This is a genomic window from Acidovorax sp. 1608163 (assembly GCF_003669015.1).
In the GTDB taxonomy this organism is placed as follows: Bacteria; Pseudomonadota; Gammaproteobacteria; order Burkholderiales; family Burkholderiaceae_C; genus Acidovorax.
Genome location: NZ_CP033069.1, coordinates 2,493,592 through 2,519,190 on the forward strand (window position 1 = coordinate 2,493,592; position 25,599 = coordinate 2,519,190).

General features: G+C 62.1%; 14 protein-coding genes and 1 pseudogene. 3 read left to right on the plus strand and 12 right to left on the minus strand.

Going from position 1 to position 25,599, the window contains the following annotated elements; genetic code table 11:
* Positions 1 to 217: 217 nt before the first annotated feature.
* Positions 218 to 1,609 carry a lytic murein transglycosylase gene (locus EAG14_RS11170; protein WP_121730426.1) on the plus strand — a complete coding sequence of 464 codons (1,392 nt, stop codon included), beginning with the start codon at positions 218 to 220 and terminating at the stop codon, positions 1,607 to 1,609.
* Positions 1,610 to 1,698: 89 nt separating this feature from the next.
* Here EAG14_RS11170 and EAG14_RS11175 read toward each other — a convergent pair whose 3' ends face one another.
* The 6 genes and pseudogenes from EAG14_RS11175 to dnaE form a co-directional block, all read right to left on the minus strand.
* Positions 1,699 to 3,045: a sigma-54 dependent transcriptional regulator gene (locus tag EAG14_RS11175; protein WP_121728895.1), complete on the minus strand. Its 1,347-nt coding sequence runs from the start codon at positions 3,043 to 3,045 to the stop codon at positions 1,699 to 1,701.
* Positions 3,042 to 4,957 (minus strand): annotated as a pseudogene (locus tag EAG14_RS23765) (ATP-binding protein). Before EAG14_RS23765 ends, EAG14_RS11175 begins: the two are co-directional and overlap by 4 nt.
* Positions 4,958 to 5,123: 166 nt before the next feature.
* Positions 5,124 to 6,431, minus strand: a complete 1,308-nt coding sequence (locus tag EAG14_RS11185) for a dicarboxylate/amino acid:cation symporter (protein ID WP_121728896.1) — start codon at positions 6,429 to 6,431, stop codon at positions 5,124 to 5,126.
* A gap of 564 nt (positions 6,432 to 6,995) precedes the next feature.
* The gene (gene clpA, locus EAG14_RS11190; RefSeq protein WP_121728897.1) at positions 6,996 to 9,341 is read right to left on the minus strand and encodes an ATP-dependent Clp protease ATP-binding subunit ClpA; all 2,346 of its coding nucleotides are present in this window, start codon (positions 9,339 to 9,341) and stop codon (positions 6,996 to 6,998) included.
* Between the two features lie 59 nt (positions 9,342 to 9,400).
* Entirely contained in the window at positions 9,401 to 9,769 is a 369-nt protein-coding gene (gene clpS / locus EAG14_RS11195) for an ATP-dependent Clp protease adapter ClpS (RefSeq protein ID WP_099655341.1), read from the minus strand.
* A 154-nt stretch (positions 9,770 to 9,923) separates the two neighbouring features.
* Complete coding sequence (dnaE, locus tag EAG14_RS11200; RefSeq protein WP_121730427.1) at positions 9,924 to 13,460, minus strand: DNA polymerase III subunit alpha; 3,537 nt, start codon at positions 13,458 to 13,460, stop codon at positions 9,924 to 9,926.
* Between the two features lie 182 nt (positions 13,461 to 13,642).
* Between dnaE and EAG14_RS11205 the strand changes: the two genes are divergently transcribed.
* Positions 13,643 to 14,443: an outer membrane protein assembly factor BamD gene (locus EAG14_RS11205; RefSeq protein ID WP_121728898.1), complete on the plus strand. Its 801-nt coding sequence runs from the start codon at positions 13,643 to 13,645 to the stop codon at positions 14,441 to 14,443.
* On the opposite strand, the gene EAG14_RS11210 is transcribed toward EAG14_RS11205, so the two are convergent.
* On the minus strand, positions 14,406 to 16,502 hold the full coding sequence (locus EAG14_RS11210) for an ATP-dependent DNA helicase (RefSeq protein WP_240457008.1): 2,097 nt from the start codon (positions 16,500 to 16,502) through the stop codon (positions 14,406 to 14,408). The genes EAG14_RS11205 and EAG14_RS11210 overlap by 38 nt on opposite strands.
* A 264-nt stretch (positions 16,503 to 16,766) precedes the next feature.
* Here EAG14_RS11210 and EAG14_RS11215 point away from each other — a divergent pair, with 264 nt between their 5' ends.
* The gene (locus EAG14_RS11215; protein ID WP_099655339.1) at positions 16,767 to 17,564 is read left to right on the plus strand and encodes a PP2C family serine/threonine-protein phosphatase; all 798 of its coding nucleotides are present in this window, start codon (positions 16,767 to 16,769) and stop codon (positions 17,562 to 17,564) included.
* 85 nt (positions 17,565 to 17,649) lie between these two features.
* Here EAG14_RS11215 and EAG14_RS22790 read toward each other — a convergent pair whose 3' ends face one another.
* From EAG14_RS22790 to EAG14_RS11240, 5 genes are all read right to left on the minus strand, one after another.
* The gene (locus EAG14_RS22790) at positions 17,650 to 18,414 is read right to left on the minus strand and encodes a hypothetical protein (RefSeq protein WP_162995971.1); all 765 of its coding nucleotides are present in this window, start codon (positions 18,412 to 18,414) and stop codon (positions 17,650 to 17,652) included.
* Positions 18,411 to 19,508, minus strand: a complete 1,098-nt coding sequence (gene zapE / locus EAG14_RS11225; protein ID WP_099655337.1) for a cell division protein ZapE — start codon at positions 19,506 to 19,508, stop codon at positions 18,411 to 18,413. Before zapE ends, EAG14_RS22790 begins: the two co-directional genes overlap by 4 nt.
* A 119-nt stretch (positions 19,509 to 19,627) precedes the next feature.
* Positions 19,628 to 21,055 (minus strand): dihydrolipoyl dehydrogenase, encoded by a 1,428-nt coding sequence (gene lpdA / locus EAG14_RS11230; protein ID WP_099655336.1) that lies wholly within the window; start codon positions 21,053 to 21,055, stop codon positions 19,628 to 19,630.
* Between the two features lie 102 nt (positions 21,056 to 21,157).
* Entirely contained in the window at positions 21,158 to 22,420 is a 1,263-nt protein-coding gene (odhB, locus tag EAG14_RS11235) for a 2-oxoglutarate dehydrogenase complex dihydrolipoyllysine-residue succinyltransferase (RefSeq protein ID WP_099655335.1), read from the minus strand.
* Positions 22,421 to 22,480: 60 nt separating this feature from the next.
* Positions 22,481 to 25,357, minus strand: a complete 2,877-nt coding sequence (locus EAG14_RS11240) for a 2-oxoglutarate dehydrogenase E1 component (protein WP_099741042.1) — start codon at positions 25,355 to 25,357, stop codon at positions 22,481 to 22,483.
* Positions 25,358 to 25,599: the final 242 nt, after the last annotated feature.

A 25,599-nucleotide genomic window follows, 5' to 3' on the forward strand; every position in this document is an offset into this window, starting at 1 on the left:
CCGCGCACCAGGCCCCAGCCAGTGCAGGGGCTTGGCGAAAGCGCCAACTGTAACCCGATTTCAAACCATTTTGGCACCTAGCGCTTATTGGATAAGCGCTAGCAGCTATAAAACATATAGCAGATAACCCGTATTGCACGCCCGCCATGCACACACAGCGATACATCCCGAAGGCATGCACGGGGCCGCAGCCCAAGGCAACGCGGGACAATGCTGCATGCACCGCACACACCTTACTTCCTTGGCGGCCCAGGCCGCTGGACGCACCCACCCAGCGCGCCTGTGCTGGACGGCACTGGCCTGCGCACTGGCCTTCACACAAGCACTGACGGGCTGCGCCAGCGGGCCAGGCAGCGCCCCCAACCTTGCCACGGCGACAACCACCGTGACGCCCCCCGTGCCAACCCCAACGCAAGCAGCAGCCCAGCCATCGGCCCAGTCGGCCACGCCCCTGAATGCTGCCGACGCAGAACACGCGCAGGGCTTTGCCCGCTGGCGCGAGGCATTTGCGCCCCAGGCGCTGGCCGCAGGCATACGCCCCGAGACCGTGCGCGACGTGCTGGGCCAGGCCCAGTGGCAGCCCCGCGTGATCGAGCTGGACCGCTCACAGCCCGAGTTCAACCGCCCCCCTTGGGCGTACCTGGACAGCGCCGTGTCGCGCCAGCGCGTGACGCAAGGGCAAGCACAAATGGCGGCGCACCGCGCACCGCTGGAGGCTGCGGCCCAACGCTACGGCGTGCCCGCCAGCATCCTCACCGCCTTTTGGGGCATAGAGAGCAACTACGGCGGCAATTTCGGCAACTTCCGCGCCGTGGATGCACTGGCCACCCTGGCCTACGAAGGCCGGCGCCAGGCATGGGCGCAGTCTGAGTTGCTGGCCGCCCTACGCATCATCGACCTGGGCGACATTGCGCCCGAGGCCATGGTGGGCTCTTGGGCAGGTGCCATGGGGCACACGCAGTTCATCCCCTCGGTGTTTCTGGCCCACGCTGTGGATGCCGATGGCGACGGGCGCCGCGACATCTGGGGCAGCATCCCGGACGTGCTTGCGTCCACGGCCAAATTTGTGGCGGCCGAAGGCTGGCAGCCGCGTGAAACCTGGGGCACCGAGGTGCGCTTGCCAGCAGGCTTTGACCATGCCCGGGCCGAACTGACAGTGCGCCAAAGCACTGCCCAGTGGGCGGCAGAGGGTTTGCAAACCCTGTCTGGCAGCCCACTGCCAGACATGGCATCGGCCGCCGTGCTGGAGCCTGCGGGCGCACGCGGCCCGGCGTTCTTGGTGGGGCAAAACTTTCGCACCATCCTGCGCTACAACAACTCCACCAGCTACGCACTGGCCGTGGCCCTGCTGGCCCAGCGACTCGATGGTGGCCCCGGCGTGGTGGCCGACTGGCCGCGCGACCTGCAACCCCTGTCGCGCGAGCAAACGCGCCAATTGCAGACGGCACTGAACGCACGCGGCTTTGACACCGGCACGCCCGACGGGGTGCAAGGCCCCGCCACCCGCGCCGGGCTGCGCAAGTACCAACAAAGCCAGGGCCTGGTGGCCGATGGCTATCCCACGCTGGAAGTGTTGCAGGGCCTGGTGAACAGCACGCCTGCCAAGTAAGGAGCGAAGGAGCAGCACGGCCCTGCCCCTCATTGGTCCGATCTGCAGGGCTGGTGACAGGACACCAGGGCACCAAGGCTACAGGGCGATCAAGTGCCCAGGCCGTATTTGCGAATCTTGTCGTGCAAGGTGGTCTTGGGCACCCGCAGCGCTTCGGCCGTGCGGGCCAGGCTGCCACCCTGCTGGCGCAGGGCTTCGGCGATCAGGGTGCGCTCAAAGGCCTCCACCGTAGCCGCCAGCGCCTGGGGCTGTGCTGCGTCACCGGCATCGCACGCCGCCCCGGCAAAAGGCGCGGCGCCTGCAGCAATGCCCAGCACAATGCGCTCGGCCACGTTGCGCAGCTCGCGTACATTGCCGGGCCAGTGGTAGCCCAGCAGCTGGTGCAACTGGCCTGCGGGCAGATCGGGCACCGGGCGCTGGTGGCGGGCGGCAGCACCCATCACAAAGTGCTCCAGCAGCAGCGGCACGTCTTCGCGCCGCTCGCGCAGCGGGGGCAAGTCCACGGTGGCAACGCTCAGGCGGTAGTACAGGTCTTCGCGGAATTTGCCCTGGCGGCACAGCTCCAGCAAATCCACTTTGGTCGCAGCCACCACTCGGCAGTCGATGGGGATGAGCGTGTTGGAGCCCAGGCGCTCCAGCACGCGCTCTTGCAGCACGCGCAGCAGCTTGATCTGCATGGCCAGGGGCATGCTTTCGATTTCATCGAGAAACAGCGTGCCGCCGCTGGCGTGCTCAATCTTGCCGATGCGGCGCTTGCCCGCGCCGGTGAAGGCCCCAGCCTCGTTGCCAAACATTTCGCTGTCAAACAGCGTATCGGGCAAGCCGCCGCAGTTGATGGCCACAAAGTGCCCTTTGCTGCGCGGGCTGGCGTCGTGCAGGCAACGGGCGGCCAGCTCTTTGCCGGTGCCGGTTTCGCCGTGGATGAGCACATCCACCGTGCTGGCCGCCAGGCCCGCCAGCACCTCGCGCAGGCGCTGCATGTTGGGCGCGCGGCCCATCACCAGGCGCTCGATCGCATCGCGCTGCGCGAGCTGGCTGCGCAGCTGGCGCACCTCCAGCACCAGGCGGCGCTTGTCGAGGGCGCGGCGCACAGCGCCTACCAGCTGCTCGGGGGCAAAGGGCTTTTGGATGAAGTCGTGCGCTCCGTCCTTCATGGCCTGCACAGCCATGGAGACATCGCCATGGCCGGTGATGAGCACCACGGGCAGCTCCGGGTCCATGCCCATCAGCTCTTGCAAAAAGGCCATGCCGTCCATCTTCGGCAAGCGGATGTCGCTGACCACCACACCTGGGTAGTCACGCCCCAGGCGCAACCGGGCCAGCTCGGCACTGGGGGCGCTTTCGGTGGCAATGCCTTCAAGTTGCAAGGCTTGTTCGCAGCCCAGCACGATGTCGGGGTCGTCCTCAACGATGAGGACCTTGAGGTCGGGGGTCATGGGCGGTCTGGAGCGGTATCAGCGTCTGGGCGAGGGGCTGCGGGCAAGGCCAAGTGGAACACAGCGCCGCCGTCAGGGTGGTTGGCCCCACTGAGCGTGCCGCCCGATTCGCGCACGATGCCCGCCGACAAGGCCAACCCCAGGCCCAGCCCGTCCCCCGACCCCTTGGTGGTGAAAAATGGCTCGAACAGATGGGCCAGGGCCTCTTCGGTGAGGCCCGGGCCCAGGTCACGCACCTGCACATGCACCTGCTCGCCCCCCGTTGAGGCCAATTGCTCGCAGCGAATTTCGACACGCAAAGTGGCACACCCGGCCATTGCATCCAAAGCGTTGTTGATGAGATTGACCAGCACCTGCTCCAGGCGGTTGCCATCGCACCAGGCCACAGGCTCAGGCTCGGCCATGTTCAACTGCACCTGGGCGCTGGTCTGCTGGATGCGGGACTCCAGCACCGCCAGCGCGTTGGTCAGCGCAGCGCGCAGTGGCACGGGCCGTGGCTCGCCGGTCGATTTGCGGGCAAAGGCCCGCAGCTCGCCCGTGATGCGGCCCATGCGGTCGGCCAGTTGGGCAATGCGCTCCAGGTTGACGCGCACCGTGGGCAAATCGCCCCGCTCCAGAAACCGCACGCTGTTGCCCGACAGGGTGCGCAGCGCCGTCAGCGGCTGGTTCAGCTCGTGCGCCACACCGGCAGACAGCTGGCCAATCACCGCCAGCTTGCCCGCTTGCACCAGTTCGTTCTGCGCGGCGCGCAGCGTGCCTTCGGCGCGAATGCGTTCTTGCACTTCAGACTGCAGGCGCTCGTTGGTGCGCGACAAATCGGCCGTGCGCTGCTGCACCTTGCGCTCCAGCTCATCGTGTGCGGCCTGCAGCGCCTCGCGGGCAGCCAGGCGGTCGCGCAAACGGTCGCGCTCGTGCCGGCGGCGCTGGTTGAACATGAACCCCAGCAGCGCAACAAAGGCGGCACCGATGGTGGCGATCAGTGCGTCGCTTTGCGCCGCCTCATCGGCCCGAGCCAGGTGCGAGAACACCGTGAGCGTCCAGGGTGTGCCGGGCAGCGCGCGCGACTGGGTCAGGAAGCGGCCCGTCACCGGGTACACCGAGGCCATTTCGGTGCCCTCGCGCGCCACGCGCACCAGCCGCGCGCCCTGGTCCAGGTCGCTCAGCACCTTCATGCCCAAGGGGTGAGTGCCTTGCGGTTGTATTGCAAGGTCTGGTCAAAAGCCTTGCGTGTGGCTTCGTCCAGCGGGCGCAGCGCGGTGAACTTCCAGTCGGGCACCGAGCCCAGGATCACCACGCCGTTTTCATCGGTCACGATGACCGGCGCCTCGACGGTGGACCAGGACTGCTCCAGCTGGTCCAGGCTGACCTTGGTAACTGCCACCCCCACGGTGCGGCTGCCATCCAGCAAGGCGGACGCCAGGTAGTACCCCGGCTCGCCCCGGGTCGTGCCAATCCCAAACAGGCGCCCAATGCCGGTGCTCAGCGCGTCTTGAAAGTAAGGCCTGAACCGCAGGTCCTCACCCATGAAGCTGTCAGGCCTGCGCCAGTTGCTGGTGGCCACCACCTGGCCTTGCAGACTGATCACATAGATGGAAAGCGTGCCAGCGCGCTCATTGAGCTGCTCCAGGTAGGCATTGACGCTGTCTGCACGACGAGGCAGCGATGTGTCTGATGGGGTGGACAGAAGCGACAACACGTCTTTTTGCAGCTCCAGCGTGCCGGGCAGAAAGGCGTATTTGCTGATCTCGCGCTGCAGGCTGGCGGTGTACAGCTCCAGCCGGTGCAAACCCGTGGCCTGGATCTGCGCCTGCCCCATGCGCTGGGCCAGCAGGTAGGCCATGCCCCCGCAAAGCAGCACACCGCCCAAAAGCAGCAAAACGGTGAGACGGCGCAAGGATCGTGGCGATGGCATGAAGGGGTGAAATGGTAGCAGTGCAGGTGCTGCACGCAGGGCATGGCGGTGGTGGCAAAGCCATGGACACGCCCAACAAAAAAGGACTGGCACGGGCCAGCCCTTTAGATGCGATGAGAACCTGAGCCAACAGGTGGCTGCCGCGTTGCTGCAGCCGCCTCTGTCGTTACGCTGCAGGCTGGGCGGCCTCGTCGTCACCAACGGCAGGAATCATCTCCTCGCGCTCGGCCAAGGTCTCGGGCACGGGGTCAATGGCTTTCTCCCACTTGGCCACCACCGCCGTGGCAATGGCGTTGCCCATGACGTTGGTGAGCGTGCGCCCCATGTCCAGGAAGTGGTCGATGCCCAGAATCAGCAGCACACCGGCTTCAGGGAGATGGAACATGGGCAGCACCGCCGCCACCACCACGAGCGAAGCGCGTGGCACGCCGGCAATGCCTTTGCTGGACACCATGAGCACCAGCAGCATGGTGATTTGCGTGGACAGAGGCATGTCAATGCCATAGGCCTGGGCAATGAAGATGGCTGCAAACGTGGTGTAGATCATGGAGCCATCCAGATTGAAGGAATAGCCCAGGGGCAGCACAAAGCCCGTGACCTTGGGTTTGACGCCAAATTTTTCCAGTTGCTCCATCAGCTTCGGATACACGGACTCGCTGCTGGCGGTAGAGAAACCAATGAGCATGGGCGTGCGGATCAGCTTGAGCAGGCGGAACACGTCGCGCCCCAAAACCAGGTAGCCAGCAAACACCAGCACCACCCACAAGGCCGCCAAGGCCAGGTAGAAGCTGAGCATGAACTTGCCAAACACCCCCAACATGCCCAGGCCCTGGGTGGTGATGGCGCCAGCTACCGCACCGAACACGCCCACCGGGGCAAAGCGCATCACGTAGTCGGTCACCTTGAGCATCACATGGACCACCTCGTCCAACGTGGCCACCAGGGTGCGTGCAGCCTGGTTGTGCAAGTGCCCCAGCGCCATGCCAAAGAACAGCGAGAACACCAGGATCTGCAGGATGGCGTTGTTGGCCATCGACTCCACAATGCTCTTGGGGAACACCTGGGTGATGAAGTCACGCAGATTCAAGGCACCGGTCTTGAGCTGTGTGGCGGTGCCCACCTCGGGCAAAGGGATCGACAACGAACTGCCCGGCTGGGTCAGGTTGGCAATGACCAAGCCCAGCGCCAAAGAGATCAGGGATGCCCCCATGAACCATGCCAGAGCGCGCGTACCAATGCGCCCCACGGTGCGCGAATCGCCCATGGTGGACATGCCCGCCGCCAGGGTCGCAAACACCAGGGGCGCGATGATCATTTTGATCATGCGCAGGAAGATGTCGGTCAGCAGACCAAAGTAGCCTGCGATTTCCTTGGCAGCCTCAGGCGTGGGCGCCCAGGTGTGGCAGGCGTACCCGACCAATACCCCCAAAACCATGGCCAGGATGACCATCGTGGTCAAACGATTGAGTTTCATGCGATCTTCTATGGATTGAAAAAGGAAATACCCCGCGATGCGGCGTTTCCTGGTTCAGAAATCGCCGCACTCAAGGAATGGGCTAAGACTGCATTGCAAATAGCGCGAACGGCACACACGCACCACAACGCAAGCTGTGGCGAGACCCCGTCAGGCGATTTGGGCAATCGCGCGCCCCAGGGGATGGACGGACCTTCCCGATCAGACGGATGGGACCACCGTGGGTGGCATGTTGCATGGCTTGTCTCCGATGGGTAACTGGCCACGTCTCGCGCAGCCTGCCCTAGCCTTTGCATGCAATGTGCCAATGCCTGCTACCGATCCAAGTCATTGATTTGCAAAGACAAAGCACATGGCGGCCGCCCAAAGGCATTCGAAAAACCGAACAACAAAACGCACCACCGTCCGAACCATCGAACAGCCGCGCAGATCGGAGTGCATCCATCACCCCGCACAACGGGTTGCACCATGCGGGCGGGGGCGAGGCAAAAAAAAGCCGACCCATCGGGTCGGCTTGTGGAGAAGCAGGACACAGATGCCCGTGCGGCACCTGCGTCTACCGGGTCAATCGGCGGTCGCTTCCTCAGGCTCTGCAGGCTCCGCCTTGGCTGAGCGCTCCTTTTTCGGCAAGGGCTGGATGTCCAACAAGACTTCGGGTGTCTCCACACCTTTTTCGTCGGTCTTGGTTTCGATATCCACCGTCAAGCGACCACCTTCCGTCAGGCGACCAAACAGCAACTCGTCGGCCAGCGCACGGCGAATGGTGTCCTGGATCAGGCGCTGCATGGGGCGAGCACCCATCAAAGGATCGAAGCCCTTCTTGGCCAGGTGCTTGCGCAGCTGGTCGGTGAAGGTGACCTCCACCTTTTTCTCGGCCAACTGGGTTTCGAGCTGCAGCAGGAACTTGTCCACCACGCGCAGGATGATCTGCTCGTCCAGCGCCTTGAAGTTGACGATCGCATCCAACCGGTTGCGGAACTCGGGCGTGAACAGGCGCTTGATGTCGCCCATTTCGTCGCCCGCCTGCCGCGGGTTGGTAAAGCCAATGGTCGCCTTGTTCATCGTCTCGGCGCCCGCGTTCGTGGTCATGATGATCAGCACGTTGCGGAAGTCGGCCTTGCGGCCGTTGTTGTCCGTCAGCGTGCCATGGTCCATGACCTGCAGCAGCACGTTGAAGATGTCCGGGTGCGCCTTCTCGATCTCGTCGAGCAGCAACACCGCGTGCGGCTTCTTCGTGATGGCTTCGGTGAGCAGGCCACCCTGGTCGAACCCTACATAGCCCGGAGGCGCGCCAATGAGGCGGCTCACAGCATGGCGCTCCATGTACTCCGACATGTCGAAGCGGATCAGCTCGATCCCCATGATGTAGGCCAGTTGCTTGGCCGCTTCGGTCTTGCCGACGCCCGTGGGGCCGCTGAACAGGAACGAGCCAATCGGCTTGTCGCCCTTGCCCAGGCCCGAGCGCGCCATCTTGACCGACGACGCCAGCACTTCGAGTGCCTTGTCTTGGCCAAACACCACGCTCTTGAGGTCGCGCTCCAGTGTCTGCAGCTTGCCGCGATCGTCGTTGGAGACGTTGGCAGGCGGAATGCGCGCGATCTTGGCCACGATCTCTTCGATCTCGGCCTTGCCGATGGTCTTCTTGCGCTTGCTCGGCACCATGATGCGCTGCGCAGCACCCGCCTCGTCGATCACGTCAATGGCCTTGTCGGGCAGATGACGGTCGTTGATGTACTTGGCACTCAGCTCGGCCGCGGCCTGCAGGGCCGCTGCAGCGTACTTCACGCTGTGGTGCTCTTCGAAGCGCGACTTCAGGCCCTTCAGAATGTCGATGGTTTCCTGCACCGTCGGCTCGACCACGTCCACCTTCTGGAAGCGGCGCGACAGCGCGGCGTCTTTTTCGAAGATGCCCCGGTACTCCGTGAAGGTGGTCGCGCCGATGCACTTGAGCTGGCCGCTGGACAGCGCCGGCTTGAGCAAGTTGGATGCATCCAGCGTGCCGCCCGAGGCTGCGCCCGCGCCAATCAGGGTGTGGATTTCGTCAATGAACAGCACCGCGTTGGGCTTGTCCTTGAGCGCCTTGAGCACGCTCTTGAGGCGCTGCTCAAAATCGCCACGGTACTTGGTACCTGCCAACAAGGCGCCCATGTCCAGCGAGTACACGACGGCCTCGGCCAGAATTTCGGGCACATCGTTTTGCGTGATGCGCCATGCCAAGCCCTCGGCAATCGCCGTCTTGCCCACGCCCGCTTCACCCACCAGCAGCGGGTTGTTCTTGCGGCGGCGGCACAGGATCTGAATGGTGCGCTCCACCTCGTAATGGCGGCCGATCAAGGGATCGATCTTGCCGTCCTTCGCAGCCTGGTTCAGGTTCTGCGTGTACTGCTCCAGGGGAGAGGCTTTTTCGGACCGTTCGCTACCGCCCTCTTCGCTCTCTGCAGGGCTTTCGGCCTTGGTGGGCTCTGGCGGCTCGCCCTTTTTGATGCCATGGGCGATGAAGTTCACCACATCCAGGCGCGTAACACCCTGCTGGTGCAGGTAGTACACGGCGTGCGAGTCCTTCTCGCCAAAAATGGCGACCAGCACGTTGGCACCGGTGACTTCCTTCTTGCCATTGCCCGTGGACTGCACGTGCATGATGGCGCGTTGGATCACGCGCTGAAAGCCCAGCGTGGGCTGGGTGTCCACCTCGTCGGTGCCAGCCACCTGTGGGGTGTTGTCTTTGATGAAGTTCGACAACGAGGACCGCAGGTCATCGATGTTGGCCGAACAGGCACGCAGCACTTCGGCGGCGCTAGGGTTATCAAGCAGTGCAAGCAGCAGGTGCTCCACGGTGATGAATTCGTGGCGTTGCTGGCGGGCCTCGACAAAGGCCATGTGCAAGCTGACTTCCAGTTCTTGGGCAATCATTTGAGAACTCCTTTGTGCTTGCGGGGTAGGAATAACTTTAGTTCAGGGTCAAAGACCTGTTATTCAACAGGCTCACTGACACATTGCAGGGGGTGACCCGCTTTTGCGGCGGCATCCAGCACCTGCTCCACCTTGGTGGCAGCCACGTCGCGCGAATAAACGCCGCAAACGCCTTTGCCATCGAGGTGGATCTTGAGCATGATTTGGGTGGCCTGCTCACGGTCTTTGCTGAAGAATTCCTGCAGCACCACAATGACAAACTCCATGGGGGTGTAGTCATCATTGAGCATGACCACCTGGTACATCTGCGGGGGCTGGGTCTTTTGGGTGCGCCGCTCAAGCACGACCGAACCGCCGTCATCCCGCGCTGGCCGAGAAACAGGCGGCGCGGTGGGGGGAGAGGGTGGTTTTGTTGCCATGAAATTCATTCTAGCGATCCCGAAGCCCGGTTGTCGCCTAAGAAATCTGATGATTGGCGTCTATTTTTCAAGGCCTGGCTGCAAATATTGCGGCGGCCCGTCCAGCGTGCCGCCGTCCTTTTCAAAAGGATCACCTCACGGTGAATCAACGCCCCAATCACGGCTATTCGTACACCACCGTGGTGGTGCCACTGCCAGCCTGCGCACTCCAGGCGGCCAGCGCAGCATCGGTGGGAAAAAACCGGCTGCCCTCACCCAGTTGCAACTCGGCAACGGCCCCTCCGGCATCAGACTGGCAACGCACGCCCATGCGAACGCGCAGCCCATGCAAAATGTCGCCCGACTCAGTTTCCTCCTTGTGGGGCGGAAACTCTGACACCAAACGGCGTACATCCGGCTGGGTGTCGCCCATAGCAATGTGCAGGTATTTGCCAAAACGGCACCGTGCACCGGCCAGGTCCCACACCTGCTGCACCTTCACGCGCAGCCCGCCGCTGAAGTGGTCCATTTGCAGGCGCCCCATCATCACCACGAACTCGTCTTCCTTGAGTTGATTGCGGTAGGTGTTGAGCAGTGCCTCATCTGCCGAGGCTTCGATCATTCCCGACTTGTCGTCCAGTTTGAACAGGCCCAGCTTGCCGCGCTGGCCATTGATGACCCGGAAATCACTGATGATGCCTGCCAAAACCTGCGGCTCGCGGCTGTCCAGCAATTCATCGATCTGGGTGCGCACAAACTTGCGCACCTCCCCCGCCACCTCATCGAACAGGTGGCCTGAGAGATAGAAACCCACCGCTGTTTTTTCCTGGGTCAGTCGCTCTTTGATGCCCCAGGGGATTGCGTCCACCAAATCGGGCTCTTGCGTGCTGGAGCCATGGGCGTCATCGCCCATCATGTCGAACAGACCGCCTTGGTTCACGTTGGCCAGCGTGGCCGCAGCAAAGTCAAAGGCGCGGTCAATCGACGCCACCAGCGAGGCCCGATTCATGTTCATGGAGTCAAAGGCCCCGGCCTTGATCAGCGCCTCCAGCGTTCGCTTGTTCAGCCGACCTTTGTCTACCCGCACACAAAAATCGAACAAGCTCTTGAAAGGCCCCTTGGTGCTGCCCTGTGGCCCCTCTCCGCGCCCTTCGCGCGCGGCCACCATGGCCTCGATGGCTTGTTGACCCGTGCCCTTGATGGCGCCCAACCCGTAACGAATGACCTTGTCGGTCACTGGCTCGAACCGGTAGAAGCCGCGATTGACATCAGGCGGCTCAAAGCTCAGCCCAAAGTTCTTGCAAGCATCTTCGTACAACACCTTGAGCTTGTCGGTGTCGTCCATTTCAACGGTCATGTTGGCGCAGAAAAACTCAGCGGTGTAGTGCACCTTGAGCCAGCCGGTGTGATACGCCAACAGCGAATAAGCAGCAGCGTGCGACTTGTTGAAGCCGTAGCCCGCAAACTTCTCCATCAAGTCGAACACTTCGTCAGCCTTGTCCTGGCTGATGTTCTTTTCCGCAGCCCCCTTGCGAAAGATCTCCCGGTGCTCGGCCATTTCCTCGGCCTTCTTCTTGCCCATGGCGCGGCGCAGCATGTCGGCGCCGCCCAGGCTGTAGCCCCCCAACACCTGGGCGGTCTGCATCACCTGCTCCTGGTACACCATGATCCCGTAGGTTTCGGCCAGCACAGGCTCGACCAACGGGTGGGGGTACTCCACCGGCTCCTTGCCGTGCTTGCGGTTCACGAAGGTGGGGATCAGGTCCATAGGACCCGGGCGATACAGCGCATTGAGCGCAATCAAGTCCTCCAGACGGCTCGGGCGGGCTTCTTTGAGCATGCCCTGCATGCCCCGGCTTTCAAACTGGAACACGGCCTCGGTCTTGCCTTCTGAAAAAAGCCGGTAGGTGGGGCCATCGTCGAGCGGAATGTTCTCGTAGGCAAAGCCCTCCTGACCCTTGTGGCGCTTCATGATGAACTCGCGCGCAATCTCCAGGATGGTGAGCGTCGCCAGACCCAAAAAGTCGAACTTCACGAGGCCAATGGCCTCCACGTCGTCCTTGTCGTACTGGCTCACGGCCGATTCGCTGCCGGGCTGCTGGTACAGCGGACAAAAGTCAGTGAGCTTGCCCGGCGCGATCAACACGCCCCCAGCGTGCATGCCGATGTTGCGCGTCATGCCTTCGAGTTTTTGCGCCATCTCGATGACGGTTTTGACGTCTTCTTCCTTGCGCACACGCTCGTAGAGCATGGGCTCCAGCTCCAGCGCGTAGTTGTTTTTGTCGCCCTCTTTCTTCACCTCGGGCGGGTACTGCAAGGTGTAGGACATGCCCGGCTTGCCAGGCACCAGCTTGGAGATGCCATCGCAGAAGGTGTAGCTCATGTCCATCACCCGCCCCACGTCGCGGATCGCGGCCTTGGCGGCCATGGTGCCGAACGTTGCAATCTGGCTCACGGCATTCTTGCCGTACTTTTCCTTCACGTAATCGATCACCCGGTCACGGTTGCCCTGACAAAAGTCGATGTCAAAGTCGGGCATCGATACCCGCTCGGGGTTCAGGAAACGCTCAAACAGCAGGTTGTATTCCAGCGGATCCAGATCGGTGATCTTGAGCGCATAGGCCACCAGCGAGCCCGCACCCGACCCCCGGCCCGGCCCTACAGGGCAGCCATTGGCCTTGGCCCACTGGATGAAGTCGCCCACGATGAGGAAGTAGCCTGGGAACCCCATCTTGAGGATGGTGCCCAGCTCAAACTCCAGTCGCTCCACGTAGCGCGGGCGCTCCTTGTCGCGCTTGGCCTCGTCAGGGAACAAGTGTTTGAGGCGCTCTTCCAGACCCTCAAACGATGCGAAGCGGAAGTACTCTTCGGCAGGCATGCCGTTGGGCGTGGGAAACGCTGGCAACTGCGGTTTGCCCAGCACCAGGGTAAGGCTACACCGCTTGGCGATTTCTGCGGTGTTGGCGAGCGCCGACGGCACATCCGCGAACAGCGCCTGCATCTGCTCAGCAGACTTGAAATACTGCTCGCGCGTAAAACGCCGTACCCGTTTCGGATTGGCCAGAATTTCCCCACCAGCGATACACACCCGGGCCTCATGGGCCTCGTAGTCCTCGGCGGTCAAAAACTGAACGGGATGCGTGGCCACGACAGGCAAGTTCAGCCGAGCGGCCAATTGCACGGCAGCCACCACATGGCTTTCATCGTCCACACGGCCTGCGCGCTGCAACTCAACGTAGAACCGGTGGGTGAAAATACCCGCCAGCCTCAACGCCAGGTCGGCTGCGCCCGCCTCGTCGCCCTTGAGCAAAGCCTGGCCCACAGGCCCAGCCTGCGCACCCGACAAGGCGATCAGCCCATCGGACAACTCCTGCAGCCAAGCCCAGGTGGACACCGCCAGATTCTTGACAATGTTCTTGGTCCAGGCGCGTGCGAGCAATTCCGACAGATTCAGGTAACCCTGCTTGTTTTGCACCAGCAGCAGCAACCGTGTGGGGTCCGCGCCCGCCTCGCCCTCCAGATAGATTTCGGCGCCCAGCACCGGCTTGACACCCTTGCCGCGCCCTTCTTTGTAAAACTTGATGGCGCCGAAAAGATTGTTGAGATCGGTGATGGCAAGGGCGGGCTGCCCGTCTGCCGCAGCGGCCTTGACGACCTCATCGATGCGGGTGGTACCGTCAACGACGGAGAACTCTGTGTGCAGGCGCAAGTGAACGTACATGCCTCCATTGTAGAAAGGCGCCCAAGCTTCCATTCGCCAGCGCCGAGGAATTTGAGGGGACAAATGAGGCCATTACAATGCCGCTTCAATCTGTGGCCCCCGGCAGGAGGATTGCATTGGCAGTCCGCCCCGCCCCACTCGTGGAAGACTAGGTTCTTCTAATTGCCTGAAAGCTGCTTGCGATGCGTCTTGCCCCACTGTCTCTTTGCTCTGTCCTGCTAGCGTCCCTGGTGCTGGCCGGTTGCTCCAGCACCCCGGAAGACAAAACCGCCGGCTGGAGTCCGAACCGCATCCACTCGGAAGCGAAAGATGAAATGAGCAGCGGTGCCTACGACAAGGCCGTGCCGCTGCTGGAGAAGCTCGAAGGCCGTGCCGCAGGCACCCCACTGGCGCAGCAAGCGCAATTGGACAAGGCCTACGCCCAATTCAAGGGTGGCGAAAAAGCCCAGGCCATCGCCACCCTGGATCGCTTCATGAAGTTACATCCCGCCAGCCCCGCTCTGGACTACGCGCTGTACCTGAAAGGCTTGGTCAATTTCAATGACAACCTGGGTCTGTTCTCCTGGATCTCTCGCCAGGACCTTTCAGAACGCGACCAAAAGGCGGCCAAGGACTCCTTCGAGTCTTTCAGTGATCTGGTCACCCGCTTTCCCGAATCCCGCTATGCGCAGGACTCTCGCCAGCGCATGACCTACATCGTCAACTCGCTGGCCCAGTACGAAGTGCATGTGGCACGTTACTACTACGAGCGCGGAGCCTATGTGGCAGCCGTGAGCCGGGCACAAGTTGCACTGGCCGACTACAAGGATGTCCCCGCACTGGAAGAAGCGCTGTACATCCTGGTTCGCTCTTACGATGCCCTGGGCATGACCCAACTGCGCGATGACGCTCGCCGCGTCATGGCCACGTCTTACCCCCAAAGCAGCTATTTGCGCGAAGGTGGCTTTAAGACCAAGTCAGATCCTTGGTGGAAGTTCTGGTGATCTCGGCCAGCGCCTGGAGCGCCTCTTGAAACGATTCGGGGGTTTCCAGGCGCCGCATGGGCGGCAGCACCGCGACCAACCGCTTGCCGTAGCCCTTGGTCAGTAAGCGTGGGTCGCACACCACCAAAATGCCATGGTCCGACTCGCGCCGGATCAGCCGGCCAGCACCCTGCTTGAGGGCCACAGCCGCCTCGGGCAAAGCGTAAGTTTGAAACGCTCGGCCACCCGCTGCCTCAATGCGCTGGGTGCGCGCCTCTACCAGCGGGTCCCCCGGCGGAGGAAAGGGCAGCTTGTCGATGACCACCAACTGCAGCGCATCGCCAGGCACATCAAAGCCCTCCCAAAAGCCCATGGACGCGATCAGGATGCAGCCTTTTTGCCCCTGCGCCTCGCCCGCCCGAAAACGCTCCATCAATCTGCGCTTGGGCCACTCGCCCTGCACCAGCACCTCCAGCAGTGCCCCATGCTTGGCCAGTTGCTCACGCAGCGTGGATGCGATGACGCCCAGCGCCCGCAGCGTGGTGGTGAGGATGAGGGTGCGTCCGCCCAAAGTCGCTGCAGCCTGGGCTGCCAAGGCGGCTACCGACGGGCCGTGCTGGGGATCTGACGGCGAAGGAAAGTCCTGCGGCACAAAAAACCCTGCCTGGCTGCTGTAGTCAAACGGACTCTCCACCCGCAAGATGCGAGCGCCCTCCAGCCCACAGCGCTTCACAAACCAGGACAACTCGGCATCGTGCCCCAGCGTCGCTGAAGTAAACACCCAGGCGCGTGAGGGCCCCCGAGCTGGCGCAGGCCATCCATCCTCATCCACCGCTTCTTGCGCGGTGGCCAGCAAACGGGTGCGCATGGCTTCGGCAATGTCCAGCGGCGACTCCACCAAGCGCAAGCCGCCTCCTGCCTCCAGCCAGCGCACATAGCCCTCCGGGCAAAGCCCCTGAAACCTGGACAACCGCAACAGCAGCGCCACCCCCCGTTCGGCCAGCCGGGCCATATCTGGCGCGACCTCACTAAAGGCCTCAACAGCGTTCTGCGCCTGTGCGCATACCTGCTCCAGCCCCTCCATGGCCGCTTGCCAGCGTGGCAGATCCAGGCCCTCTGGCGCACCATGCCACCAGCCGCGCCTGGATGGCATTGTCCCGTCTGCCCCGGCGACTTCGCTCCATCGGCGCGCGGCCTCTTCCAGCGCAGCGTGCAGGCCCAACCAATCAGCAAAGCCCCTCGCATGCTGCAACCCTGCAGCCAGCACATCACGCGCAAATTCCTGGATTTGCCCGGACGTCAGCTGCACCCCCAAAAACTGCACACCGGTGTCGCTCAGTTGGTGTGCTTCGTCAAAAATGACCACGCGCACCGAGGGCAGCAGCTCGGCAACGCCCGACTCTCGCACAGCCACATCGGCAAAGAACAGGTGGTGATTGACCACCACCACGTCAGCCGCCATGGCTTCGCGACGCGCCAGATTCACATGGCACTCTTTGGCTCTGGGGCACTGCGAGCCCAGGCAGTTGTCACGGGTGGAGGTGACCAGTGGGATCACTGGCGAGCGCTCATCCAGGCCCGTGAGTTCAGACAGATCACCCGAGCGGGTGCTGCGCGACCAGTCTTCGACCTTCGCCAGCACACGCACCATTTGTCCACCTTGCACGGCCATGTCGTGGCGCGCCAGCGCCATGCGATGCAGGCACAGGTAGCTGCTTCGCCCTTTGAGCAATGCGATGCGCGCCGGAATCCCCAAAATCTCCAGCAATCTGGGGATGTCGCGCGAACAAAGCTGATCCTGCAAAGCCTTGGTGGCCGTGGAGACCAAAGCCCGCTCCCCACTGAGCAACACGGGCACCAAATACGCATAGGTTTTGCCAACGCCCGTGCCTGCCTCTACCACCAATGCGCCACCTGACTCAATGGCGCCAGACACCGCCAGCGCCATCTGAACCTGTCCCGCGCGCGGCCGATACAAAGGGTCCGCCCGGGCCAGCAAGCCGTCGCCCACGAATACGGACTCCACCACCGCGCCCAAAACCGAAGGGGAAGACAAAGGCGCAGCGGAGTCCTGTGGCATGGCTCAACAAAAAGAAAGTGGAAAGGCTGAAGACACTGGGGCATTCGAAACATGCCCAACGCAGCGGCCGCGCAAGCGGAGCAAAAATCTCCAGACCCCGCACCGCCCTGCACAGCCTGGCTCCACAACACAAGGCATCCCAAACAGTGCGCAAAGCTGTGCGGCAGCCCCGCCATGGCAAAAACGCCACAGGCAGGCGGATAATACGCGGCTCAGCGCTTCATAATGACCGGCAGCGTTCTACCACGCACCACAATCCCCAGCATGACCAAAGCGTTCCGTCTCATCGCATCCACCGGCATCCACAAAGGTGACCGGGAATACCAGCAAGACCAGGTGGCCTTGATTTCACACAATCGGCACAACGGCTGTGTTTTGGGCGTGGTGGCCGACGGCATGGGCGGGCGCAGCGGGGGCCGCAAAGCCTCCGACCAGGTCATGATGACGGCCCGTCAGCTGTTTGAGCGCTACTCCCCCGAGACAGACGACCCTGCCGCCATGCTCAAAGCCATGGTGGAAGAGGCCCACATCGTCATCCGGCTGACGGCCATTTCCGCCGAGCAAGAGCCTCACAGCACCATCGCTGCCTTCCTCATCAACCCCCGTGGTGACTGCCACTGGGTGCACGCAGGCGATTCGCGCATCTACCACTTCCAAGGCGGGCGGCTCATCCACCGCAGCAGCGACCACTCTTATGTGCAGGCCCTGGTAGACCGGGGCGAGCTGACCGAAGCCGAGGCCAACAACCACCCTCACTCCAACATCCTGGTGGGTTGCCTGGGCACCGAGAGCGATCCGCCCGCAACACCCCACATGATTTCGCAACTGCGCCCTGGCGATGTCCTGCTGGCATGCAGCGACGGGGTCTGGCACTACTTCTCGCCCACCGAACTGGCCTCGGTGGTGGAGTCCTTGTCGCCACGTGAAGCCACGGAGTTTTTGATTGAAAAAGCCCGCTCACGTGCCCGTGGGGGCGGCGACAACCTGTCGCTGGTGATTGTCAAAATCGAAGCCTTGGCTGAAGAGAAAAAGCACGCCAGGCTGGTAAGCACCACCCCCTGATTCCACCCCAACCGTCACAACCACCCAACGGCCCGGCCAGTTCTGTGGCGGGCCGTTTTGCTTTGCATCGCTCAAGGCTGGGCCATCAGCAAGGGCCACCGGTCATTCGGCCCCAACCAATGGCTCTCCATTCACTGTGGCGTGGGCAAAGGTGCTGCGGGCTTGTGCCCATCCGCGGCGGATTGGGCCTGCTCTTTGTCTCGCCGGGCCCGGCGCGCCTCTGAGGCTTTTTCCGCATCCAACTGCCGTTGGCGGGCCTTGGCTGCGCGCTCGGCACTTTCTTTTTCACGGGCTGATTGTTCAGCCGCCTGCGAAGACTGGCGAGCCCGCTGCTGGCTGGCCCTTTCCTGGGCCTCACGGTCACGCAGCACCACCGTGCCTGGAGATTTCTCTCGGGCCGCTGGCTTCCCCCCTGGGGTGGGTTGCGCACCGTGGCAGAAGCTGCAGACGCTGCGCCTGCAGGCCCTGCAGCATCGGCGACAGAGGACTGCTTGTCTTCAATCTGGCGCAGACGCTCCTGGGCCTTTTCCTTGCGCTCCGCATCGTTGATTTGCACCTCTTGGGCCCGCAGCCGTGTTTCCACCTGACGCCACTCGTTGCGGGCATCGCGCAAGCAATCCTCCACAGCAAACAGGCGGTAGCACTTCACCTCTGTCTGCTTGCGCTGTGCCAGGTTCTGCTTGCGCTCTTGCTCGATACCCGAACGCTGTGCCGCCCGCTGAGCAGATGCTGCGCGCAGCGCCTCATGCGGGGAAAGGTCTGCTTCACGAGGCTGGGCTGCCGCTTGGCCTGCAGACAACACAGCGACGCACGCCGCCAGGCCCCATACCGATGCAATGGTCTTTTTCATGTCAGCCCCGTATCCACCAAACGCCGCTCCAAGTCCAAAAATTCTTTGGACTGCATTTCGTTGAGCCGCGACACTGTGCGCGGAAATTCATGGGCCAAAGGGCCCTCGGTGTACAACTGCTCAGGAGCCACTGCGGCTGACAGAATAAGTTTCACCCGCCGGTCGTACAGCACATCCACCAGCCAGGTAAAGCGCCGTGCGGGAGACGCCATGTTCACCGGCATGTAAGGCACACCCGACAACAACACCGTGTGGAACTGCGTGGCTATCTCCAGATAGTCGTTCTGCGAACGTGGTCCACCGCACAGGGTCTGGAAGTCAAACCAGACCACCCCGCCCGCCTTGCGCCGCGCGCGGATCTCGCGGGCTTCGATGTGCAGCACTGGGTCTTCGTCGTGCACCTCGGCCAGCTGGTTGAAGGCATCGTCCATCGCCGCGTCGGCCTCAGGGCCCAAGGGCGTGTGGTACAGCTTCACATGCTCCAGCGTACGGCGTCGGTAGTCGGTGCCGTTGTCCACATTGATCACCTGCATGCGCTCATTGAGCAACGCAATCGCCGGAAGGATTCGGTCACGGTGCAAGCCGTCTGGGTAAAGGCCATTGGGCTCAAAGTTCGAGGTGGTCACAAACCCCACGCCGTTCTCAAACAACGCCACCAGCAGGCGGTGCAGGATCATGGCATCCGTGATGTCAGCCACGTGGAACTCGTCAAAGCAGATGAGCTTGTAGCGTTTGGAGATGCGTTCGCCCAGCACATCGAGCGGGTTCACCGTGCCTTGCAGCGCCGCCAACTCCCGGTGCACTTCCCGCATGAACTCATGAAAGTGCAGACGCACCTTGCGCTTGAGCGGCACCGCATTGAAAAAGCAGTCCATCAAAAAGCTCTTGCCCCGCCCCACCCCGCCGTACATGTACACGCCCTTGGGGATGTCCGGCCGGTTCACCAACTTTTTGAACGCATTGGAGCGTTTGGCCTTGTAGGCGCTCCAGTCGTCGGCACAGCGCTGCAAAGCATCGACCGCACGCAGCTGTGCTGGATCGCTTTGAAAACCCTTGGCGGCCAGCTCGGCCAGGTACGCCTGTTTGACACTCACGGTGTTGATGCCTCAGAAAAGGCTAACCCCCGCGATGGCGCGAGGGTTAGCTATTAAATCAATAGCTGCTAGCGCTTATATATAGAGCGCTAGAGGCCATTTTGACTGAAACTCTGAAATCAGAAGTTCAGCGTGCGCTTGTCCACCGCCAGGGCCGCTTCCTTGGTGGCTTCGCTCAAGGAGGGGTGGGCATGGCAGATGCGCGCGATGTCTTCGGCGCTCGCCTTGAACTCCATGGCCACCACGGCTTCAGAGATCAGCTCGGAGGCCATCGGGCCCACGATGTGCACGCCCAGGATTTCGTCCGTGGCTGCATCGGCCAGGAACTTGACCATGCCCGTGGTATCGCCCAGCGCGCGTGCGCGGCCGTTGGCCAAGAACGGGAACGTGCCCGCCTTGTACTTCACGCCGTCGGCCTTGAGTTGCTGCTCGGTGCGGCCCACCCACGCGATCTCGGGGCTGGTGTAAATCACCCAGGGGATGGTGTTGAAGTTGACGTGGCCGTGCTGGCCAGCAATGCGCTCGGCCACAGCAACGCCCTCTTCCTCGGCCTTGTGCGCGAGCATCGGGCCCCGCACCACGTCACCCACAGCCCACACGCCAGGCAGGTTGGTCTTGCAATCGCCGTCCACCACAATGGCACCACGCTCGTCCAGGGCCAGGCCCACGGCTTCGGTGTTCAGGCCAATGGTGTTGGGCACGCGGCCAATGGAGACGATCAGCTTGTCGGCGTCCAGCGTCTGGGCTTCGCCCTTGGCGTTGGTGTAGGCGATGCTCACGCCCTTCTTGCCGGTCTTGATCTCACCAACCTTCACGCCCAGCTCGATCTTCAGGCCTTGCTTGTCGAAAGCCTTCTTGGCTTCCTTGGCAATCTGCTCGTCCACCGCGCCCAGGAAGGTAGGCAGGCCTTCCAGAATGGTCACGTCAGCACCCAGGCGGCGCCACACCGAACCCATTTCCAGGCCGATCACGCCGGAGCCGATCAGTGCCAGCTTTTTGGGCGTGGCACCAATGCGCAGCGCGCCGTCGTTGGACAGCACCAGCTCTTCGTCAAACGGCGTGCCAGGCAGCGCACGGGCGTTGGAGCCGGTGGCGATGATGATTTGCTGGCCAACCAAGGTTTCTTCAGCGGCACCCGCCACCTTGATCTCGTAGCCGCCTTCGGTGGCTTTGACAAACGAACCACGGCCATGGAAGAAGCTGACCTTGTTCTTCTTGAACAGGTACAGGATGCCGTCGTTGTTCTGCTTCACCACGGAATCCTTGCGGCCAATCATCTTGGTCACATCGATCTTCACATCGGTGGCCGTGATGCCATGGTCGGCAAAGTGCTTGTTGGCATGCTCGAAGTGCTCAGACGATTGCAGCAGCGCCTTGGAGGGGATGCAGCCCACGTTGGTGCAAGTGCCGCCTGGCGCAGGGCCGCCCTTGTCGTTCTTCCATTCGTCGATACAGGCCACGTTCTTGCCCAGCTGGGCGGCGCGAATGGCGGCGATGTAGCCGCCGGGGCCGCCACCAATCACGATCACATCAAATTGCTTGCTCATAGGAAATCTCTTTGATTCAGTTGAAGAAAAACCCACCGATGAGAGCGCCGCGCAGTGCTTGCGCCCAGGCTTCACAGGTGGGTTTCAGGTCTCAGGGCTCGATCAGATGTCGAACAGCAGACGCGATGGGTCTTCCAGCGCTTCCTTCATGGCAACCAGGCCCAGCACGGCTTCACGGCCGTCGATGATGCGGTGGTCGTAAGACATAGCCAGGTAGTTCATCGGACGGATCACGATCTGACCGTTTTCGACCACGGCACGGTCCTTGGTGGCGTGAACGCCCAGGATGGCCGACTGTGGGGGGTTGATGATAGGGGTGGACAGCATGGAGCCGAACGTACCGCCATTGGAGATGGAGAAGGTACCGCCGGTCATTTCTTCAATGCCCAGCTTACCGTCCTTGGCCTTTTGGCCAAATTCAGCGATCTTCTTCTCAATGTCTGCAAAGCTCATCTGGTCTGCATTGCGCAGGATGGGCACCACCAAGCCACGGGGCGAACCCACGGCGATACCGATGTCGAAGTAGCCGTGGTAGACGATGTCGTTGCCATCGACCGAGGCGTTCAGCACAGGGTACTTCTTGAGGGCGTGCACAGCCGCCTTCACGAAGAAGGACATGAAGCCGATCTTCACGCCGTGTTCCTTGGTGAACGCGTCCTGGAACTTCTTGCGCATGTCCATCACGGGGGCCATGTTCACTTCGTTGAACGTGGTCAAGATGGCGTTGGTGGATTGCGACTGCAGCAGACGCTCGGCCACGCGGGCACGCAGACGGCTCATGGGCACGCGCTGCTCGGGGCGGTCGCCCAGGCTAGCGGGCGCAGGAGCGGCCACCTGAGGCAACACCTTGGTGGGCACACCGGTGGGAATGGCGCTGGGTGCAGCCGCAGCTGGCTTGGCACCACCGGCCACAGCCGCCAGCACGTCACCCTTGGTCACGCGGCCGTCCTTGCCAGAACCAGCCACATCGCCTACCGACAGATTGTTGTCGGCCAGCAGCTTGGCTGCTGCAGGCATGGCCACATCGGCCTTGGAACCACCTGTGACTGCAGCGGCGGCGGCCACAGGTGCAGCAGCGGGTGCCGCGGGGGCTGCAGCTGCCGGAGCAGCTGCGCCCGCCTTACCTTCGGTGTCGATGCGGGCGATCAACTGCTCAGCCACGACGGTAGCGCCGTCGCCTTGAACAATCTCAGACAGCACGCCAGACGACGGTGCTGGCACTTCCAGCACCACCTTGTCGGTTTCGATTTCGATCAGGATTTCATCGGCAGTGACGGCCTCGCCTGCTTTTTTCTTCCACGTCAGCATGGTGGCTTCGGCCACGGATTCGGACAGCTGAGGGACTTTGACTTCTACGATAGCCATATCAATTCTTTCGGGAATGGGGTTTTGTTCTGACAGTTTTTAAAAATGGGCTGGCTGGCCTTACTTGGTCAGTACAAAACCCTTGAGCTTGGCAAACGCACCATCCACCAAAGCCTTTTGCTGTTCTTGGTGCAGGTGTGAATAACCCACGGCAGGCGATGCCGAAGCAGCGCGGCCGGAGTAACCCAGCTTCTGGCCTTCGAGCATGTTCTCGTGGATGTTGTGCTGGATGAAGAACCAGGCACCCTGGTTCTGTGGCTCGTCCTGGCACCACACGATGTCGGTCGCGTTGGGGTACTTCTTCAGCTCGGCAGCAAAAGCCTTGTGCGGGAAGGGGTACAACTGCTCGACGCGGATGATGACCACATCGTCGGCTTCCTTCTCGGTACGCTTCTTGACGAGGTCGTAGTAGACCTTGCCCGAGCAAGCGATCACGCGCTTGACCTTGGCGGCCTTCTTCTCGATAGCGTCATCCTGTTCAGGAATCACCGTCTGGAAGCCACCCTTGGTGAACTCAGACAGCGGCGAGGTCGCGTCCTTGTTACGCAGCAGCGATTTGGGCGTGAAGATGATCAGCGGCTTGCGCAGATCACGCACCATCTGGCGGCGCAGCACGTGGAAGATCTGGCTGGCCGTGGTGGGCTGCACGATCTGCATGTTGGCATCGGCGGCCAGTTGCATGAAGCGCTCCAGGCGTGCAGAGCTGTGCTCTGGGCCCTGGCCTTCGTAGCCGTGGGGCAACATCATGGTCAGGCCATTGGCACGGCCCCACTTCACTTCGCCAGAGGCGATGAACTGGTCAATCACAACCTGAGCACCGTTGGCAAAGTCGCCAAACTGGGCTTCCCAGATCACCAGGCTGTTGGGGTCAGAGCCAGCATAGCCATACTCAAAGCCCAACACGGCTTCTTCAGACAGGATCGAGTCGATCACGACAAACGGAGCCTGGTTCTCGGCCACGTTTTGCAGCGGCACGTAGGTGCCGGTATCCCACTTTTCGCGGTTCTGGTCGTGAATCACGGCATGGCGGTGCGTGAACGTGCCACGGCCCGAGTCTTCGCCCGACAGGCGCACTGGGTAGCCGCTGGCCACCAGCGAAGCAAAGGCCATGGTTTCGCCCATACCCCAGTCCACATTCACGTCGCCACGGCCCATGGCTGCGCGGTCGTCGTACACCTTCTTCACCAGTTGGTGCGGTGCCACGGTGGCAGGAATGGTCGTCAGCTTTTCGGCCAAGCGCTTCCACTCGGTCAGAGGGATGGCAGTGTCACCAGCGTCAGTCCACTTCTTGCCCAGGAAGGGCGACCAATCCACGGCGTACTTGCTCTTGAAGTTGGTCAGCACAGGGTCCACCGTGTGCTTGCCGGCATCCATGGCAGCGCGGTAGGCCTTGACCATGTCTTCGCCCAGCGTAGCGCCCAGACCCTGAGCCGCCAGCTTGTCGGCATACAGCTTGCGCGTGCCGGGGTGCTGGGCAATTTTCTTGTACATCAGCGGCTGGGTCAGTGCAGGGGTGTCCTGCTCGTTGTGGCCCAGTTTGCGGAAGCAGGTGATGTCCACCACCACGTCCTGGCGGAACTCCATGCGGAACTCCAACGCCAGTTGGGTGGCCAGCACCACGGCTTCTGGGTCATCACCATTGACGTGCAGAACCGGGGCCTCGACCATCTTGACGATGTCGGTGCAATACACGGTCGAGCGCATGTCGCGTGGGTCGGACGTGGTGAAACCGATCTGGTTGTTGATGATGATGTGCACCGTACCGCCGGTGGTGTAACCACGGGTCTGTGCCAGCGCCAGGGTTTCCTGGTTCACACCTTGGCCGCCGAAGGCGGAGTCGCCGTGCACCAGCACGGGCAGCACTTGGCTGCCCTTGGGGTCGCCACGGCGGTCCATGCGAGCGCGCACTGAGCCTTCCACCACAGGGTTCACGATTTCGAGGTGGGAAGGGTTGAACGCGAGCGACAGGTGCACAGGGCCACCAGCTGTGGACACGTCCGAGCTAAAGCCTTGGTGGTACTTCACGTCACCGGCAGGCAGTTCTTCGGGTGCGGTGTGGTCGAACTCGGCAAACAAGTCCTTGGGCATCTTGCCCAGGGAGTTGACCAGCACGTTCAGACGGCCACGGTGGGCCATACCGATCACGATTTCCTGCACGCCCTTGGCGCCAGCAGACTGGATCAGTTCGTCCATGGAGGCAATGAAGCTCTCGCCACCTTCCAGGGAGAAACGCTTTTGGCCCACATACTTGGTGTGGAGGAAGCGTTCCAGGCCTTCGGCAGCGGTCAGGCGGTCCAGAATCTGGCGCTTCTTGTCGGCAGTGAAGTTCGGCTTGCTGCGGATGCTTTCCAGCTTTTGTTGCCACCAGCGCTTCTGGTTCTGGTCCGATGTGTACATGTACTCGGCGCCCAGCGTGCCGCAGTACGTTTCGCGCAGCGCATTGAGCAGCTCGCGCAGGGCCATTTTGTCTTTGCCGAAGAACGTGTTGCTGGTGTCAAACACGGTTTCTTGGTCGGCATCGGTGAAGCCGTAGAACGACGGCTCCAGCTCGGGAATCTGTGGGCGCTCAGTGCGCTTGAGGGGGTCCAGGTCGGCCCAGCGTTGGCCAACGTTGCGGTATGCGGCGATCAGCTGTTGAACTGCAGTGCGCTTGCGGCCCATTTCGGCGTCGGCGCTGGCGACCACCACTTTGGTGCCACCGGCCTTGGCGCGCTCGGCAAAGGCATTGACCACAGGCAGGTGCGGAACGTCCTTGGCATTGCTACCGTCTACCGCAGGAACATGCTGCAGCGCATCAAAATACTCGCGCCAGTTGTCAGGCACGCTGCCAGGGTTGGCAAGGTAGTTTTCGTACATCTCTTCGACATAGGGCGCATTGCCGCCGAAGAGGTAGGTGTTGCCTTGGTAGGCTTGATAGACGGATGTCGTATCGCTCATATTCCGCTGACCTCCGCTTTCCTTGGGAAAGCATTAGCTGGTTAAGAAACCTTCCGCGACACGGCTGAACCGATTGGCGGATGCGACTGTGGCTGGGGAAGGGCCTAGGGTTGCGGGCGCCATTGTGCCACCGAACACGGCATTAACCAAGATCAAGCCCAAAGGCGTCCCGGCGCGCCAGCCCATTCATCAGCAACGGTGTCGTACATTGCGGGTTTTGCACTTGTGCTTTTGATCACCCT